Origin of the sequence: Klebsiella sp. HMSC25G12 (assembly GCF_001807705.1) — a bacterium.
Classification (GTDB): Bacteria; Pseudomonadota; Gammaproteobacteria; order Enterobacterales; family Enterobacteriaceae; genus Klebsiella; species Klebsiella variicola.
Map to the genome: position 1 here is coordinate 1 of NZ_KV789803.1, position 16,913 is coordinate 16,913.

A 16,913-nucleotide genomic window follows, 5' to 3' on the forward strand; every position below is an offset into this window, starting at 1 on the left:
AGCTAATCACCACAAACTGTTAGATACAAGGGAAGGGGGGGATGTCACCCAGGTCGACAAACTGCTGCACGGCGACGAGAACGTCGTCTGCGCCGATGACGGCTACACAGGCGTCGAAAAGCGCTCCGAGCATGCCGACCGAGAAGTGATCTGGCAGGTCGCAGCACGCCGCAGCACCTACAAGATGCTCGATAAACGCAGCGCCCTGTACAAAGCCAAGCGCAAGATCGAGAAGGCCAAGGCGCAAGTGCGAGCGAAGGTAGAGCCCCCGTTTCGCGTGATCAAGCGGCAGTTCGGCTACACCAAGGTACGTTTCCGAGGGCTGGTGAAGAACACTGCACAACTGGTGACGCTGTTTGCCCTGTCGAACCTATGGATGGCCCGCCGACATTTGCTGGCAAGCGCAGGAGAGGTGCGCCTGTAATGCGGAAAATGGCCGTCGCAAGGTGCTCGCGACGGCTGAAAGCACCGAAATGAGCGAGTGATCCGATCGTTTTTGATCGGTTCACCGCTTTCAAAATCAGCAGTGGCTGAAGTCAGCCGGAAATACAGGGCTACTTCAGACCATCCCTAGCTAGGGCTCGTAGTTCGGCGCAAGGCTGAAGTCGCTTGGCTGCTTCGCTGTGCAGATCCATGACCCACTTTCCATCAAACTCCCGGTTGTAGTTCCACAAGCATCTCGCGAGTCTTGCCGGCCCGCTCCACTAACAAGACCACAACATCTCCAACGTTCTTGTCGTCTAGCCGGGCCTGTAATGTGGTGACGTCGTCAACGGCGATACCGTCGATGCTGATAACGCGATCGCCGGGCACGATGCCGCCTGCGGTGACCTCGACGCCGACGAGCCCGGCCCTGTGCGCCGCCGAGCCCGGCGTCACGCGCAATACGAATACGCCCTTACTGCCGGTCAGCGCCTGCAGACGCGTGTTGAGCTGCTCATCCACCTCGATGCCCAGCGCTGGACGGATGTACTTGCCGGTCTTTATGAGTTGCGGCACCACGCGCATGACGGTATCGACCGGCACCGCAAAGCCTATGCCGGCCGAGGCGCCAGACGGACTGTAGATGGCGGTATTGATGCCGATCAGCCGCCCAGCCGAATCGAGCAGCGGGCCACCGGAATTGCCGGGGTTGATGGCGGCGTCGGTCTGGATCAGGTGATCGATGGCCGGGCCGCCCGCTTCTCCCGGCAACGAGCGGTCGAGCGCGGAGACGATACCAGTGGTGAGCGTCCAGTCCAGGCCGAAGGGGTTGCCGATAGCAAACACCTTCTGACCCACCTTGAGGTCGGCACTGGTGCCGACCGGCACGGCCGGCGGGCGCTTGAAACCGACGCCGATCTTGAGCACGGCGATGTCGTGCGCGGGGCTCGTCCCCACCAGCGCGGCCTGGTAGTCGCGGCCGTCGGCCAGTTTGACGGTGGCTTCGGACGCGCCCTGGATGACGTGGAAGTTGGTGACGACGTGGCCGGCGTCGTCCCAGATGAAGCCCGAGCCAGTGCCGCGCGGCACGGAGAACACGTTGCGCGTCCAGACATCGCGTACTAATTGCGCGGTGGTGATGTAGACCACCGAGGCGCGTGATTTTTCGAACAGTTCGATGGTGGTTTTCTCGTCCGCCGCCAGATCGCCACGCGCCATCACGGTGCGTTCTGCTGCCTCGCGCGGACTGAACCAGGCCTCGATGGCGGGCAGAAACTGCCACAGCAGCATGAGCGCGGCAATACAGGCGGTGATGAAGAGCCAGCGCCGGACGAAGCGGTCCGGCGCGGGGCGTTGGTACGGGTCGAGATAGGCCATGAGACGTCTCCTGTTGATGGGCAATCAGCGCCACAGCCCGCTCGGGCGCCAGCGCGGTGGGCGCGTCGCCAAAGCGGATTCCGGCAAAAAATGGGGCGCGCGGAGTGGCAACGCTGATGCTGGCCCAGGCGCCAACGTCAGCAGGCGTGCGATGCGCTCTTGCGTTGCCGGACGCGTGCGCAAGCAGGAGGGCTCGGGATTGCCCCATCCCGGCCATAGCCAGGCACGCCAGGAGCGGCTGACCCGCTCGATTTTCGCCAGCGCGGACGCCAGCCCCTGCGGGTCGCCAGTCAGTTCCGCCGCAAGGCGGTCAGCGTCGAACTCACGCACGCGAGACAAGCCGAGCTGTGCGAGCAGGGCCAGTTGGGGCGATGCGGCCAATAACAATAGACCAGGCCAATAGACCTCCGCCGCGCTAACCAGCAGCGCGGGCAGGCTGAGCAGGATCGCGATCTGTCCCATAAGGGCCAGTAGGCACGTGAGGCGACTGACGGAATCCGCCAGCCCCATGACACGCAGATCCTCATTAGCGATGTGCGCGACCTCGTGCGCGAACACACCCGCCAGCTCGCGTGGGCTCAGGCTGCGCAGCAGACCATCGGTGAGGGCGATCGATGCCTCCTGCTTCGATCCGGTGGCGAAGGCGTTGACGACGGCACTGGGCACATAGTGCGGCACCGGCGTGGCGGGCAAACCGGCACGGGCGGGCAGCTCGCGCAACAGGGCCCACATCTCGTGGGCTTGTTGCGGGTGCAAGGTCCGTACGCGGTACAGGCGCAAGCTCAGCGCCGACGCGGCTACCGGGTCCAGCAGCAACGCACCTGCAACGGCAAACAGCGCGAGCCACAGGCAGCCTTCCCCAAATGGCAGTCTCCCTGCTGCGGCTGCGATCCCGACCAGGGTCAGGACCAACAGCCCGGTCTGCAGGCGGTTGAGCCAGCGGTGTTGCAAGAGCACAGTGCGCGGATCACTCGGATGATGACGGGTCATGCTCAGAGGTCTCGGCGGCGCGGTCGCCGCGCTTGCGCAGCAGCCAGTAGGTCGCACCCAGAGCCAGCGTGGCGCCTGCCAGCGCGGCTATCTTTGCGGGGCTCGCGTCGGAGTCGAGGATCACGAACTTGCGGGAGAGTGCGATCACCGCGATCAGGACCACCGTCTTAACCTGGATGATGCTGTCCCGACGCAGCGCCACGCGCACGATGGAATGCTTGAACTCCATCGCGATCAAGAGCGTCATGATCATGCCGAACACGCTCTGGAATACCTTGTGGTCCAGGGGATTGAAGGCATCGAGAACCAGCAGCGTGAAGACGATGGAGATGAGCTGGAACAGCGACACCATGATGATGACGGCGATCACCGCCGACAGCACGAGCGCGACGACCTGCTCGAAGCGCTCGTAAAAACTCATGATGGCCAATTGGTCACGCAAGACCTGAAATGGGTTAAGGCGTTTTGATTTCATGACTATGAACTCCCTGGAAAACGGCTGCTGTCGAGACGGCGGCGCATTGCGCTGATGTGTCCTTCAATCAACTCGGTCGACATGCCAAGCGTCGACATCACCTGTTCCGCCAGCCCAATAGCTGCGGCAAAGGATTGCTGATACACGCGCACGTTAGGCATGGCGCGAAATGCATCGGCCGCGGTCGTACTTCTGCATGACACCCACAAGGTTAGCGCCGGACGGCGCTCGGCAATCGCCTGGGCGATGCGCAACGCTTGCTGGGCATGGGCGAACGTTAGCACCACCAAGTGCGCATGCGTCAAGCCGGCAGCCAGCAAGGTATCGGGCCGACTGGCATCGCCATGGAACACCGGCGCGCCGGCGGCACGCGCGGCCTCTACCTTCTGCGCGTCCGCCTCCAGCAGCAGATGCGCCACGCCGGCGTGGCGAAGAATCTCGCTGACTGTCAGGCCAAGCTCGCCCGCGCCGCAAACGATGACATGGTCTCGATATCGCGTCGTCTGCGCGGCGATCTCGACTTCTTCAGCCTGGGGTGGCTGAATGACGCCGCCGGTGCGGCTCAAGAACCGGGCAAGTACATCGTGATGGCGGATCAGTAGCGGTGCCAGGGCCATGCTGAGCACCAGCGCGACCAGCATGGGTTGGACGACGGTCGCGGGGATCAGATGCTGCTGCAAGACCGTGCCCAACAACAGCAGGGCGAACTCGCCGCCGTGCCCCAACGCTATGCCCGTGCGCCAGGCATCGAGGGCGGACAGGCGCGTCGCCCGCAAGGCCAGCGTATTGAGCAGGATCTTGACCGGTACCAGCACCACCAGCCACGCCAGCACCGCCAGCGGTGCCGAAAGAATCTGTGCTGCGTCCAGTTGCAGGCCGATGGTCACGAAGAACACGCCCGACAACACATCGCGAAACGGCCTGAGGTGGCTTTCCATGTGGTGCCGGAAGTCGCTCTCGCCCAGCACCATCCCGGCGAGGAAGGCCCCCAGGGCGGCGGATACGCCGACCGCGTGCGCAGCAGCGGCGGCAGCCACCACCACGCACAAGGAGACGAGCACGAACGATTCCTCGTGGCCCCGCCGCGCCACCCAGCCCAGCAGGCCATGCAACAGACGGCGCGAGACGAGGGCCGCTGCCGCGAACAGCAGCAGCACACCGAATACTTCGAGCAGCACATGCTCGATCTTCGGCGACTCGCCGCGCGCCCAGATCGCCAGCAAGGCCAGCAGGGGCACGCTGGCCAGGTCCTGAAAGACCAGCACGGCGATGGCACTGCGTCCGTGGCGGGTGGTGAGCTCGCCTTGGTCGGCCAGTTGTCGGCTGACCAGCGCCGTGGACGACATGGCCGCCGCAGTGCCGAGCAGCGCGGCGCTCTGGCCGGGCTGCCCCAGCCACATCAATAGCAGGATCAGCGGCGGGGCCACGGCGATCATCTGCAGAGCGCCCGCCATCAGCACCGTCCTGCGGGCGAGCCAGAAGTCTCCGAGGGAGAATTCCAGTCCGACCATGAACAACAGCAGCGCCACGCCCAGCTCGGACAGAAAGCTCAGCGTCTCCCCCGGCGCGATCACGCCGATGACTGAGGGGCCCAGTACAACGCCGACAGAGAGATACCCCAGCAAGGCGGGCACTCTGAACGCCGCCGTGGCCATCGCCGCCAGGCTGCAAGCCGCCAGCAGGATTAGCGTAGTGCCGAGCAAGCCCTGCATCGGTCAGCGCCCCACTTGCGTCGACGTCCAGCGCACGATGTCCTGCGCGCCCATCGCGCCGGCCTGACGGGCGATCTCCCGCCCACCCTGGAACAGGGCGAGCGTCGGGATGCTGCGGATACCGAACTGCGCGGCCAGGTGGGGCTCAGCCTCGGTATTCACCTTCGCCAGCCGGATCCTCGGTTCGAGCTGGTGCGCCGCTTGCTGGAACTGTGGCGCCATCATCTTGCACGGCCCGCACCATGGCGCCCAGAAATCGACCAGCAGCGGCAGATCGCTGCGCTCCACGTGGCGCGAGAACGTCGCCGTAGTCAACTCGATGGGCTCGCCCGTGAACAAGGGCTGCTGGCAGCGGCCACAGTTGGGATGTTCCGATAGCTTCGCAGTCGGTACGCGGTTGATGGACTGGCAATGCGGGCAGACGAGGTGAAGATCATTCTTCATGGTTCGCCTCCTTGGACCACAGTGAGGCTGCCTCGCTTCGGGTCACAGACAATGCCGACCAATCAACGCCTTGGATCCAATCGTTCCCGTTTTTGCTTACTCCGGCCTCTTCCAGATGAGCAGCGATGAATGCTTCGGCCTGCATGAGCCACCTTCGGACAGCATCTTCCTTACTAGGAATCAGCAGGATTTCAGAGACGCTGCTGGCATTCAGCCCGTCCACACGGATAAGCAGAAAAATGCGCCGCCACAAACGCGGCATGTCCTTCAGCAGGTCAAATGCAAAAGCGAACTCGCTCGACCGATCAATCAGCTCCTCCTGTTCCGCGATCGTTGCGACATCGGGATGCTGACTGCCAGCGAAAATATCGGCCAGCTTGAGTGTGTCATCGTGCTGATAAAATTCGAAGATTTCCTCTTCCACCATGGCCTCGGCCACGTCTTTGGCATCCGGTTCGACCGGCGCGTCCAGAGAAACGAATTCGCCAAATTGCCGGCTGCTTGCCACTTCGTTATCCAGGACGGCGAACAGATGCTTCAAAAGACCGGTGTAAGCCTCTTTTTCCCCCGGCACGGATTGCCATTCCACCTTAGCTCGGACAATCGCTTCATCCACCACGTCGCGCAGCGTCGGATAATCGCGCGGTAAATCGCCGACGGCCCGCAGATAAGCCAGCTCACGCCTTGCGACAGCCTCAAGTTTCGACAGTAGAGGCATTCGGGTCACCTCGGCCTCATGGGCGGCTGATGCGGGTTTTGCGGCAATCCGCACCTTGAGCTCGCGCAAGCGCTCGCGTCGTGCTTTGCGCTTGATTTGATCCTGAGCATGCAGTCGGTCAAAATGCTTCTTGGCCTGACGGAACAACGACTGTGCGAGCATCTGCGCGAGGGGCGTCAGCTCGTCATGTGATGCAGTAACGCTGACAATCTTTTTGCCGGGCAGGTGCATATAGCCACTGGCCAGAAATTGCCGCTTGATCTTGTCGCGATCAAGGACGATTTGAAGTCGCGCTGAATCTTTAGTGTGTTTGTCGAGCAATGGCTTGAGGGCGTGCTCGATCACATTTCCCAAAGCTCTCTGCCAAGGTTCATGAAACTCTTTGTCGATAGCTCGATAGCTATATTGTATCTGCATGTATGACTCCTTCGATGTCATTTCTATGGAGGCATGAATCGAGGATGCTCATATCCATAGATTTTGGTTTGGCACGCTCTTACCCCAGGCGCGTTTGCGAAGACTCCAACTCAAGAACAAAAGCGTGACGCCATAGACTGCCGCATGGAAACCCAACAGCCAGCCTGCGGCCACGAATGACTCGACCGGACGGGTAAAAAATATCCACAAGACGATAGCACCAAGGATAATCGAGAGCAGTCCACTGAGGGCAAGCCAGATTTCACCCTTGATTTCCCGACGCAGCCGAACGGCGGCGGATATCTCCAGCACACCGGTGAAAATCGCCCAGAAGCCCACGCTAGCCCATAAAAAAGAAGCCAAGACTATCGTGGCGACCCAAGGAGCAACCAGGACGACGACGCCCGTAAGTATGCCGACAATGCCGCTGAACAGCAGCCAGCCCCAGCGCTCTTTTTTCTGGATATGGCGCACCGCTGCAAACAAGTTGAACGCGCCATTGACCAAGGAAAATGCGCCGAACATGATGGTCATGGCCAACAGAGCCGATTGTGGCATCCAGAACGCGAGGGCTGCAAAAATCAATGCCAAGACACCGCGCAGCACAAAAAGCCACCAATTTTGGCTCAGCGAACACAGTGCTTTGGTGGGGTCATCCGCATTGGAATTGGCGATGGTGTCTGTTTTCATGCAATATCTCCTAAAGATCTATACAAAATAAAAAATCAAACACTCATGGGACAAGAGAGGGGGCGCTATGCGCCCCCTCTCCAGCGGTTTCAGAACAACCTGGACAGTTTTGCCTTGACTTCATCGAGCCAGCCTTTTCCGCAGCCTCCCCCTCCCGTCTTTTCCTTGATTTTCTTGAGTTCAGCGTACAGGGGCTCAAAGTCCTTCCTTTTTCCATAGCCCAGCAGTTCTGCCATTTCCAACTGCTGCCGGGCTTCGTTCAACAATGTCTCCAGGCGCTCATTGGATGCTTCGCTGCGCTGACCATCTTCTACCAGGGGCTCGGCGCGCTTCAGGAGCAGCTTCGCACGCAGGACGGGCAGCGGAAGCACGCTGCGCTCCTCGACCAGCGTGCTGAGCGCTGACTGCAGCGCGGCTTTGGCTTCTTCGATCTTGCCCTGATCGATCAGCGGCACGACTGCCTTCACGGCTGCGGGATAGGACGCCAAAGGGATGCTGGTGACCGTGATCACGATTTCACTGGCCAGCAAAGCCAGCACGTGGCGAGCCTGTTGCACCTCGCCATGTTTGAGGGCATCCAGCGCCTCGTCGGTCATCGCCTCAATGGTTTCCGTGTTGGCGAACAAGTCGTGCACGATGGTGCGCACATCAACGCCGGCCAGGGCGAGCGTGGGTTCGCGCGCGACGATCAGCTCCAGCTTTCCCGTCACTTCGGCCAGCGTTGCCAATGCGCGTGCAGTGTCCTTGCCGTCAAGTGCGGCCAGCGCTGATTTGGTCAGCGACAAGGCCGAGACTGCCTCATCGAGGACTTGTTTACGTTTGTCTGCCGCCTGCGAGTCCGTTTCTTTCTGAACCTCAGGCTGTACCTCCGTGACGACTTCAGGCTTGGACTCTGGACTGACAGGAAGGCTGCTTACCGCGGCCTGTTCGTTTTTTCCTTCGTTCGTCGCATTGGGATTCGGTGTTTGCTCATTCATGGTGATATGCCTCGTATGAGATAGTGAAAATAGGCGAATCTATTGGGGCTGAATGCGAACATCGCGAGACTGACCGACAGAGCAGTCAGCCCCTTCATCACCTCAAAACAGCTTTTGGATGCGCGTCTTCAACTCGTCGAACCATCCCTTGCCGCTTTTGCCACCAGCCGACTTTTGCTCAATGGACTTCACCTGATCGAAGATGGGTTTGAAGTCCGCCTTCTTGCCATAACCCAGGATCTGCGCCATCTCGATCTCCGTGCGCACGGACGACAGCAAGGTGCTGAGCTCCTCGTTCTGCTTGGCATCGCGCCTGTCGGTCTCGGCCAGCTTTTCAGCTTTTGCCATCGCGGCTTCGGCCCGTAGCACGGGCAGAGGAAAGGCGACCGAGGTCACCACCAGCGTGTTCAGTGCTCGGGCGAGTTCCGCTTTGGCGTTGTCGATCTTGCCGCTGTCGATGAGCCGTGCGGCCGACTTGATCGCTGCCGGGTACGTTGCCATCGGAAGGTTGTCGGTTTGGATTACGATTTCGCTGGCCAGATTGGCAACGATGGGCCGGGCCTTTTGCACCTCGCCATCACCCAACAACTCCCGAGACAACTTGACCGCTTTCTTTACCGATTCCACGTTGGCGTGGATATCGTGGGTGATGACGCGTACATCGACCGGCGCCAAAGCAAGTTTGGCGTCGCGTGCCAATACCAGTTCCAGCTTTCCGCTGGCCAGTTCCAGCGCAGCAAGCGCCTCCTTGGTCTTGTTTGCATCAAGGAGGGTCAAAGCCTCCTGGGTCTTGGTGAGCGCCGTGATGGCGTCTTGAGTGAGCTCGGCACGCTTTTTATCGGCTTCCCGGGCGGCCTTGTCATCTACCTGTGGCTGTGCCGCCTTGGATGCGGCAGAGGGTGCTGAAGCACCTGGGCTAGAACCTGCCGCCGATTGGGCCAGAGCCGGTCCGCTCAGTCCGACGACAACCGCCAGGGCAAATGCGGAGAAGGTGTATTGTGGCTGTTTGATATTCATGATCTTGGGCTCTTGATTGAAGTTAGTTGACTGAGATTTCAATCTGTTTCGGTTTGGCTTGCTCGGCCTTGACAAGCCGCACTTCCAGCACGCCGTCTTTCATGGAAGCCGTCACCTTGGTCGGATCAACGTTGTCAGGCAAGACAAAGCTGCGCACAAAGCGACCATAGGCACGTTCGATGCGGTGGAACTTCTTGCCCTGCTCCTCTTTTTCCAGTTTGCGCTCGCCGCTGATGGTGAGCACACCGTTTTCCGCGCTGACGCGCACGGCATCCTTGGGGACCTCCGGCAGATCCAGCTTGAGGAGGAATGCGTTCTCATCCTCGCTGATGTCCGCCATTGGAGCCCAGTCCGCCGTGGTCATGGCTTCGTTGCCGGTACGGGCGCCCTGTCGCTGGGGTATTCGTCCGGACATCGTCGCCAGGCGGTTTTGCAATTCATCCAGTTCCCGGAAGGGGTCCCACGGAGTCAATGCAGACATATCGGTTCTCCTTGAACAATGCCGACGAATTGGATGACGCACTGAACAGAGCCGTCGGTTTACTCTGAATGGCAGCTACTACTGTTTTCAGTTCCGAACAAGTCCTTGAGTCAATTGACGGATATCGCTTTCGTCGAGCGTTTCCCGCGCCAGCAGCTCGCGCGCACAGCGCTCCAGCACCGCGCGGTTGATGTCGAGAATCCGGTAGGCGCGCTCGAACACGCCCATCACGATGTCGCGGATAGCCTGATCGATGCGCGCCTGGGTCGATTCGGCCACCCGGCAACAGCCTTGGCCAGCAATGTCTTGCCGGTGCCCGGTGGGCCGACCAGCAACACGCCCTTGGGAATGCGCGCCCCGAGACGGCCATAGTCCTGCGGATTCTTCAGGAAATCGACGATCGCGACCAGCTCCGCCTTGGCCTCATCCCCCCCCCGCCACATCGGCGAACGTCACACCGGTGTTCTTTTCCACGAACACCTTGGCGCGGCTCTTACCGATGTTGAGAAACCCGCCCATGCCCTGCTTCTCGGCGAAGCGGCGGAACAGGAAGAACCAGACGCCAAAGAAGGATACCGCTGGCAGGATCCACGACAGCACATCGCTCAGCCAGGTGCTCTCCAACACGCGGGCATAGGGTACGTCGTACTTCGACAGGCGATCGGCAAGATCGGGTTCGACCCTCGTTGCCACGATCGTCGTCTTGCCCCGGCTGTCCGGCGACTTCAGGCGCCCGGTCACCGTACGATCCGACACCAGCACTTCGGCCACGCGCCCCTCGTCCAGCGCCTTCTCGAACTCGCTGTAGGGCACCGGCTCGACGGTTTTCGCCGTCTGCCAGTAGCTCTGCAAACTCAGCAACAGCAGGAGGGCAACGATCCAGTAGCCGGTATTCCATTGATTCTTTTTTTCCATGGACCGTGTTCCTCGAAAGTCGAGTTGCCAGAGGATCAGGTGAACAGACGGGCCGCACCGTCACGCAAACGGATGGCCAGCGAGCGGGAGGGCAGTGCCGCCGCTGATGAGCAGCCCCCACGGCGTGGCCGACCGCGGATCACGCTTGTAGACGACCGCCACCGCGATCGATGCCAGGGAGGCTGCCCATGCCAGGCTGATGGAGTCGGACACGGCAGCCTCGCCCGCCATCAAGATGCGTCGCTCGCCGACTTCTTCTTGCTCGAGTCTTTGCCAGCGTCGCCGTGAGGCGTCTCGGTCGCCTTCGCGACATCCGGCTGCTCCGGCTCGGCCGGGGTCTGCGGTGGCTCTTTGCGTTCGAACACCACGCGTTCGGCCTTGTCGTCCCAGCGTGCGCTGGCGTGATCGCCCTTGCCGATGCCGCCACCGAGCATCTCGCGCGCCAGCGCAGTTTCCAGCTCGCTGCGGATCAGGCGCTTGAGTTCACGCGCACCGAACTCGGGCTTGTAGCCTTCTTCCGCGAAATGGTCGATCAGCGTCTGATCGAAAGTGAGCGTCACGCCCTGGCTGGCGGCGCTGCGCGCCACGCGATCGAGCTGCAGGCCGACGATGTGGCGGATCTCCTCCTTGCCCAGCGCATGGAAGACGATGATCTCGTCGATGCGGTTGAGGAACTCGGGCCGGAAGTGGCCGCGCAGCACGTCCATGACCTCGGCCTTGGTCTTTTCGTACTCCTCGCCAGCCGCCTCACGCGCCTTCAGCCGTCGCTGGATGATGTCCGAACCCAGGTTGGACGTGGCGATGATGATGGTGTTGGTGAAATCCACCACCCGGCCCTTGCCGTCGGTGAGGCGACCGTCGTCGAACACTTGCAGCAGGATGTTGTAGACGTCAGGGTGTGCCTTCTCGATCTCGTCGAGCAGCAGCACGCTGTAGGGCTTGCGCCGCACCTTCTCGGTGAGCTGACCGCCTTCGTCGTAACCGACATAGCCCGGAGGCGCGCCCACCAGCCGCGCCACGGTATGGCGTTCGCCATATTCCGACATGTCGATGCGCAACAGGGCGTGCTCATCGCCGTAGATCGATTCGGCCAATGCCTTGGCGAGCTCGGTCTTGCCCACCCCGGTCGGGCCCAGAAACAGGAAGGTAGCCACCGGTTTACTGCCTTCGCGCAGGCCGGCGCGGGATAGCCGCACGGCATCGGCCACGGCACGGACCGCCTCGTCTTGTCCCACCAGGCGCTCGTGCAGCCGTTGTTCCAAGTGCAGCAGCTTTTCGCGCTCTTCCACCGTCAACTCGTTGACCGGGATGCCGGTCAGGCGCGAGACAACCTGCGCCACGTGTTCCGCCTTGACCTCGGCACTGCCGGAGGCCCGCTCCCGCTCCCAGTCCTCGACGAGCTTCTTGAGCTCGGCCTCCTTGGCTTCGATGCGCTTGCCGAGCTCGGCTGCCTGGTCGTACTGCTTGCGCGCGGCCACGTAATCCTGTTCACGCCGTAGCTGGTGCAGTTCGGACTCCAGCTCCTGCACGGCCACCGGCCGGGCCGTGGCCGACAGCTTCACGCGCGCGGCCGCCTGGTCGAGCAGGTCGATCGCCTTGTCCGGCAGGAAGCGCGCCGTGATGTAGCGGTCGGACAACTCGGCCGCCGCGATGATCGCGTCCTCGGAGATGCTGACCTTGTGGTGCGCCTCGAAGGTGTCGCGCAGGCCGCGCAGAATCATGATGGCCTGGGCCACCGTCGGCTCGGGCACCGTCACCGGCTGGAAGCGCCGCTCCAGTGCGGCATCCTTCTCGATGTATTTCTGGTACTCGTTCAGCGTCGTGGCGCCGATCAGGTTGAGTTCACCGCGCGCCATCATCGGTTTGAACACGTTGGCCACGTCCAGCCCGCCTTCGCCACCGCCCTGGCCGGCACCGACGATGGTGTGCACCTCGTCGATGAACAAAATCAGCTCGCCCTGGTGCTCGGTCACCTCCTTCAGCACCTTCTGCACGCGCTCCTCGAACTCGCCGCGATATTTGGCGCCGGCCACCATGGCGTTGATGTTGAGTTCCACCAGGCGCTTGTCGCGCAAGGTCTCGGGCACTTCACCCGCCACCATGCGCTGCGCCAGCCCTTCGACGATGGCGGTCTTGCCCACACCCGGCTCGCCGATCAGCACCGGGTTGTTCTTCTTGCGCCGGGCCAGCACCTCGATGGTGGTTTCGATCTCCTGCGCGCGGCCGATCACCGGGTCGAGCTTGCCGTCGCGCGCCATCTTGGTCAGGTCGCGCGAGTACTTGTCGAGTTCTGGCGTGTTGGTCGGCGTCTCAGCGCGGCCATCCTCGGCGCCCTTGCCGACCACCTTGCTGACCTGTTGGCGCAGCGCCTGCGGCGTCAGGCCGTAGCGGCGCAGCAGGTTGGCGGCCAGCCCTTCGCCTTCCTCGGCCAGACCGATCAGGAAATGCTCTGGACCGACATAAGAATGGCCGAGTTCATTGGAGGCCACGAAGGCGCGGCTGAGCGCATCCTTCACGCGCGGCGACACGCCGATCTCGCCCTCGAAGGGCTTGTCCCCGCGCTTGGCCTCAGACTCGATCTGCCGCTTGAGGTCATCGACCTTGATCTTGAACTGACCCAGGATGGTCTTGACCACGTCGCTGTCGGCCAGCGCCAGCAGCAGATGTTCGGTATCCACCTCGGAGCGGCCAAATTCGGCAGCGTGTTTGGCGGCCTCCTGCAGCAAGGCTTCCGACTGTTCGCTGATGCGGCTGGCCAACCCACTGCCGCGACGGCGCGGCGCACCCGAACCTGCGGTGGCGGGCTCGCCAAACGAGGCATCGACCACGTCATCGGTATCGGCGGCAACTGGCGTCGCGTCTTCGCCGATGCGGAAGAAGTCACTGCCGAGGAAGTCCTCGAACAGGCCGCTGCGCGAGCCGAACAAGGCTTCCAGCGGCGAAACGGTGCGCTTTTGCTGGCGCACTAATTGCCGGTAATGGTCGTCGCACAACAGCATGGTGCTGTTACGACCGTTGAGATTGGCTTCCACCCGCACGGTGGCGGGTTGGCCGCAGACCTGGCATTGTTTTCTGGCCATGCTGATGCTCCTGAGAAGGTTGACAAGGTTGAGGCGACGAGGCATCGCGAGCCGCGACTCCTCGTCTCGTGCCGGGTTTTTCTTGTGACGAACGAGCCGGCGACGTCAGCCGTTGATCGGGATCGAGCGTCCCTGCTTCGGCGCGCTGACCTCGCGCTTGTCGATCGTGACCGTGAGCACCCCGTTCTTGAACGATGCCTTGATCGAATCCTGGTTGGCGTCGTCAGGCAGGTTCAAGGCACGCTGAAAGCTGCCGTAGGAGCGCTCCACACGGTGGAAGCCACCTTCCTTCTTCTCCTGTTCCTGGCGCTTCTCGCCACGCACCATCAGCACGTCGTTGTCGAGAGTTATCTGGATGTCCTTCTCCTCGACACCGGGCACTTCCAGGGTAATCTTGTACTGCTTGTCGGTTTCCTGGATGTCCAGGGCCGGCTTCAGCATGCCCGACCAATCGGATGGCCACTGCGGCATGTTCAACGCCGGAAAACCGAAGCCCCGGAATGCGTCATCGAACAGCCGGTCGATTTCCCGATGCAGTTGCAGGATCGGGCTGACTGGCCCGCTCGCCGCTGGCAGGTCATTGCGCTGCACCGGCAGGGAAGAGACGGTCTGCTGCTCTTGCTGCTCGTTCTTGAACCAGTTCCAGGGAGCCAACTTCTTGAAATCGATGTCCATGTCATACCTCCAGAAAAATTGGAAAACGAGTTACTCAAGCCCTTTGCCTGCTGTGACGGGCAGTGCGCCCAGGCGACACGGGCTGCTCGGATGACTTCTGCTGTTCACGCTTGCGCATCACCTCCTTCTTTGCTCCGGCTCGGGTCTGATCATTGATGCACTGATCGATTTCACTTTGACGAAGCCGCCACGTCCCGCCCACCTTGAAAGCCGGAATTTCCCCGTGTGCGGCGAGCCGATAAAGCGTCCGCTTGCCGACTTTCAAGTACGCAGCCAATTCATCGAGCGTGAAAATCACCTGTAGGTGCGCTTTCATCTCACCCTCTCCAATCGCGTCGCTTTGCGGTTCCGGCCAAGGAAATCCTTGCAATACTTTGTAATATTAGACCTACTATGAATAACTTCAAGAGTCAATGTGCAGCGTTCTCCCGCCCCATTGATGCAGGTCAACTGCTCAGGCAATGGACAGCGCCTGGCTCGTCAGCCTGCGTGTGCCACAGGCGCCTCGATCAAACACCGATCCTCACGTTGTAGCCGAGTGCCCGCAGCCCCTTGCTCGTCTGCATGTTCCTTGGCGGAAACTCGTCTGGGCGCGCCCAGACGACGATTTCCCCGAGGCTGCTCAGGCCAACGTGCGGAATTGCCCAGTCGTCGCTGCGGATCGCGTTCCAGAGTCGGGCCGAAACACTTCCGTTGCCCCAGACAACGTAGTTCAACAGTATCCGTCCGGCCAACACACCTTCCCGACACCGCCGCCGAAGGCCATGGCCCATCAAGCGGATTTTCCATGCGCCCTCAGCGCCGTACCTACAGCAAATCTTTCAAGGCTCAGGTCATTCAGGAGTGTTCTGAACCCGGTGCCTCCATCGCAAACATCGCCTTGGGCTACAGCCTCAATGCCAACCTCGACCACAAATGGATTCGGCTGCCTACCCAGAAAACCACGGCTATCCAGCCAGCGTTCATCCCGTTGCCTTCTCAAATGCTCGGCGTGGGTTCGCATACTCAAGCGCGCTGCTGCGATCATGAGTTTGATCCAGTCGGCCCGTAATAATGGGCACGATCCGTATGCCTATCTCAAGGATGTGCTGACACGGTTGCCGTCCCTGTAACAGCCTGAAGTTGACCTGGGTAATCAAATACCGGTGTAGTGATTAGGAAACAGGGCTCGGATAACATCATGGCGCAGGTCATTGAACCTACTAACGACGCCGGATATATGGTCGCAAACCACATCGAACTAGTACTTGCATCACCCGGGGCGTCCTGAAGTGGTTTACTGAATTTGGCCACCTGAACAGAGGTGATATGCTCACCTCAGAACAACACAGGTGTCATAATGAAAAAAAGAAATTTCAGCGCAGAGTTTAAACGCGAATCCGCTCAACTGGTCGTTGACCAGAACTACACCGTGGCAGATGCAGCCAGCGCTATGGATGTCGGCCTTTCCACAATGACGCGATGGGTGAAACAATTACGTGATGAACGGCAGGGCAAAACACCAAAAGCCTCCCCCATTACCCCGGAACAAATTGAAATCCGTGAGCTCAGGAAAAAGCTACAACGTATTGAAATGGAAAATGAAATATTAAAAAAGGCTACCGCGCTCTTGATGTCAGACTCCCTGAACAGTTCTCGATAATCGGGAAACTCAGGGCGCGTTATCCTGTGGCCACTTTCTGCCATGTGTTCGGGGTTCATCGCAGCAGCTACAAATACTGGAAAAACCGTCCTGAAAAGCCAGACGGCAGACGGGCTGTATTACGCAGTCAGGTACTTGAACTGCATGGCATCAGCCACGGCTCTGCCGGAGCAAGAAGCATCGCCACAATGGCAACCCAGAGAGGCTACCAGATGGGGCGCTGGCTTGCTGGCAGACTCATGAAAGAGCTGGGGCTGGTCAGTTGCCAGCAGCCGACTCACCGGTATAAGCGTGGCGGTCATGAGCACGTTACTATCCCGAATCATCTTGAGCGACAGTTCGCCGTAACGGAACCAAATCAGGTGTGGTGCGGTGATGTGACCTATATCTGGACGGGTAAGCGCTGGGCGTACCTCGCCGTTGTTCTCGACCTGTTCGCAAGAAAACCAGTGGGCTGGGCCATGTCGTTCTCGCCGGACAGCAGGCTCACCATGAAAGCACTGGAAATGGCATGGGAAACCCGTGGTAAGCCCGTCGGGGTGATGTTCCACAGCGATCAAGGCAGCCATTATACGAGCAGGCAGTTCCGGCAGTTACTGTGGCGATACCGGATCAGGCAGAGTATGAGTCGGCGTGGAAACTGCTGGGATAACAGCCCAATGGAGCGCTTCTTCAGGAGTCTGAAGAACGAATGGGTGCCGGCGACGGGCTATGTAAGCTTCAGCGATGCAGCTCACGCAATAACGGACTATATCGTTGGATATTACAGCGCACTAAGACCGCACGAATATAATGGTGGGTTACCGCCAAACGAATCAGAAAACCGATACTGGAAAAACTCTAACGCGGTGGCCAGTTTTTGTTGACCACTTCATACCGC

General features: G+C 60.7%; 18 protein-coding genes and 2 pseudogenes. 4 read left to right on the top strand and 16 right to left on the bottom strand.

Going from position 1 to position 16,913, the window contains the following annotated elements; translation table 11 throughout:
• On the top strand, positions 1-424 hold a 424-nt coding region (locus HMPREF3096_RS02465), incomplete at its 5' end, for an IS5/IS1182 family transposase (RefSeq protein WP_049190562.1).
• 224 nt (positions 425-648) lie between these two features.
• On the opposite strand, the gene HMPREF3096_RS02470 is transcribed toward HMPREF3096_RS02465, so the two are convergent.
• From HMPREF3096_RS02470 to HMPREF3096_RS31285, 16 genes and pseudogenes are all read right to left on the bottom strand, one after another.
• Entirely contained in the window at positions 649-1,800 is a 1,152-nt protein-coding gene (locus HMPREF3096_RS02470) for a S1C family serine protease (protein WP_000323730.1), read from the bottom strand.
• A 24-nt stretch (positions 1,801-1,824) separates the two neighbouring features.
• Entirely contained in the window at positions 1,825-2,790 is a 966-nt protein-coding gene (locus HMPREF3096_RS02475) for a zinc metalloprotease HtpX (RefSeq protein ID WP_070544270.1), read from the bottom strand.
• Complete coding sequence (gene psiE-GI / locus HMPREF3096_RS02480; protein ID WP_001514138.1) at positions 2,768-3,265, bottom strand: heat resistance protein PsiE-GI; 498 nt, start codon at positions 3,263-3,265, stop codon at positions 2,768-2,770. The genes HMPREF3096_RS02475 and psiE-GI overlap by 23 nt, the downstream gene beginning before the upstream one ends.
• A gap of 2 nt (positions 3,266-3,267) precedes the next feature.
• Positions 3,268-4,977: a heat resistance system K+/H+ antiporter KefB-GI gene (gene kefB-GI / locus HMPREF3096_RS02485; RefSeq protein WP_023326110.1), complete on the bottom strand. Its 1,710-nt coding sequence runs from the start codon at positions 4,975-4,977 to the stop codon at positions 3,268-3,270.
• Between the two features lie 3 nt (positions 4,978-4,980).
• A complete protein-coding gene (trx-GI, locus tag HMPREF3096_RS02490; protein WP_000786814.1) occupies positions 4,981-5,421 on the bottom strand; it encodes a heat resistance system thioredoxin Trx-GI in 441 nt (146 codons plus the stop codon).
• A complete protein-coding gene (locus HMPREF3096_RS02495) occupies positions 5,411-6,556 on the bottom strand; it encodes a hypothetical protein (RefSeq protein WP_070544272.1) in 1,146 nt (381 codons plus the stop codon). Before HMPREF3096_RS02495 ends, trx-GI begins: the two co-directional genes overlap by 11 nt.
• A gap of 48 nt (positions 6,557-6,604) precedes the next feature.
• On the bottom strand, positions 6,605-7,246 hold the full coding sequence (gene hdeD-GI / locus HMPREF3096_RS02500; protein ID WP_023329026.1) for a heat resistance membrane protein HdeD-GI: 642 nt from the start codon (positions 7,244-7,246) through the stop codon (positions 6,605-6,607).
• Between the two features lie 89 nt (positions 7,247-7,335).
• A complete protein-coding gene (gene yfdX2 / locus HMPREF3096_RS02505) occupies positions 7,336-8,223 on the bottom strand; it encodes a heat resistance protein YfdX2 (RefSeq protein WP_013307890.1) in 888 nt (295 codons plus the stop codon).
• A gap of 102 nt (positions 8,224-8,325) precedes the next feature.
• Positions 8,326-9,240 (bottom strand): heat resistance protein YfdX1, encoded by a 915-nt coding sequence (gene yfdX1, locus HMPREF3096_RS02510; protein WP_070544274.1) that lies wholly within the window; start codon positions 9,238-9,240, stop codon positions 8,326-8,328.
• A gap of 22 nt (positions 9,241-9,262) precedes the next feature.
• Entirely contained in the window at positions 9,263-9,721 is a 459-nt protein-coding gene (gene hsp20-GI, locus HMPREF3096_RS02515) for a small heat shock protein sHSP20-GI (RefSeq protein ID WP_004118778.1), read from the bottom strand.
• An 87-nt stretch (positions 9,722-9,808) separates the two neighbouring features.
• Positions 9,809-10,000, bottom strand: a complete 192-nt coding sequence (locus HMPREF3096_RS30270; RefSeq protein ID WP_004118789.1) for a hypothetical protein — start codon at positions 9,998-10,000, stop codon at positions 9,809-9,811.
• Positions 10,000-10,636: pseudogene (locus HMPREF3096_RS02525) on the bottom strand (ATP-dependent metallopeptidase FtsH/Yme1/Tma family protein); the annotation flags it as partial. The pseudogene HMPREF3096_RS02525 and the gene HMPREF3096_RS30270, both read right to left, overlap by 1 nt.
• A gap of 230 nt (positions 10,637-10,866) precedes the next feature.
• Positions 10,867-13,716 (bottom strand): heat shock survival AAA family ATPase ClpK, encoded by a 2,850-nt coding sequence (gene clpK, locus HMPREF3096_RS02530; protein ID WP_004118798.1) that lies wholly within the window; start codon positions 13,714-13,716, stop codon positions 10,867-10,869.
• A 105-nt stretch (positions 13,717-13,821) separates the two neighbouring features.
• Positions 13,822-14,391, bottom strand: a complete 570-nt coding sequence (hsp20, locus tag HMPREF3096_RS02535) for a small heat shock protein sHSP20 (RefSeq protein WP_004118809.1) — start codon at positions 14,389-14,391, stop codon at positions 13,822-13,824.
• A gap of 34 nt (positions 14,392-14,425) precedes the next feature.
• The gene (locus HMPREF3096_RS02540) at positions 14,426-14,707 is read right to left on the bottom strand and encodes a helix-turn-helix domain-containing protein (protein WP_004118812.1); all 282 of its coding nucleotides are present in this window, start codon (positions 14,705-14,707) and stop codon (positions 14,426-14,428) included.
• A 193-nt stretch (positions 14,708-14,900) separates the two neighbouring features.
• A complete protein-coding gene (locus HMPREF3096_RS31285; protein WP_001295708.1) occupies positions 14,901-15,164 on the bottom strand; it encodes a hypothetical protein in 264 nt (87 codons plus the stop codon).
• Positions 15,165-15,178: 14 nt separating this feature from the next.
• Here HMPREF3096_RS31285 and HMPREF3096_RS30280 point away from each other — a divergent pair, with 14 nt between their 5' ends.
• The 3 genes and pseudogenes from HMPREF3096_RS30280 to HMPREF3096_RS02560 all read left to right on the top strand — a co-directional run bounded on the left by HMPREF3096_RS30280 (position 15,179) and on the right by HMPREF3096_RS02560 (position 16,899).
• A complete protein-coding gene (locus HMPREF3096_RS30280) occupies positions 15,179-15,442 on the top strand; it encodes a transposase (protein WP_004118209.1) in 264 nt (87 codons plus the stop codon).
• Positions 15,399-15,503: pseudogene (locus HMPREF3096_RS30285) on the top strand (transposase domain-containing protein); the annotation flags it as partial. The gene HMPREF3096_RS30280 and the pseudogene HMPREF3096_RS30285, both read left to right, overlap by 44 nt.
• Before the next feature lie 227 nt (positions 15,504-15,730).
• A protein-coding gene (locus tag HMPREF3096_RS02560) for an IS3-like element ISEc52 family transposase (RefSeq protein ID WP_094955524.1) occupies positions 15,731-16,899 on the top strand; the annotation gives its coding sequence in 2 pieces (ribosomal slippage) (positions 15,731-15,980 and positions 15,980-16,899; 1,170 coding nt in all).
• The last annotated feature ends 14 nt before the right edge of the window (positions 16,900-16,913 follow it).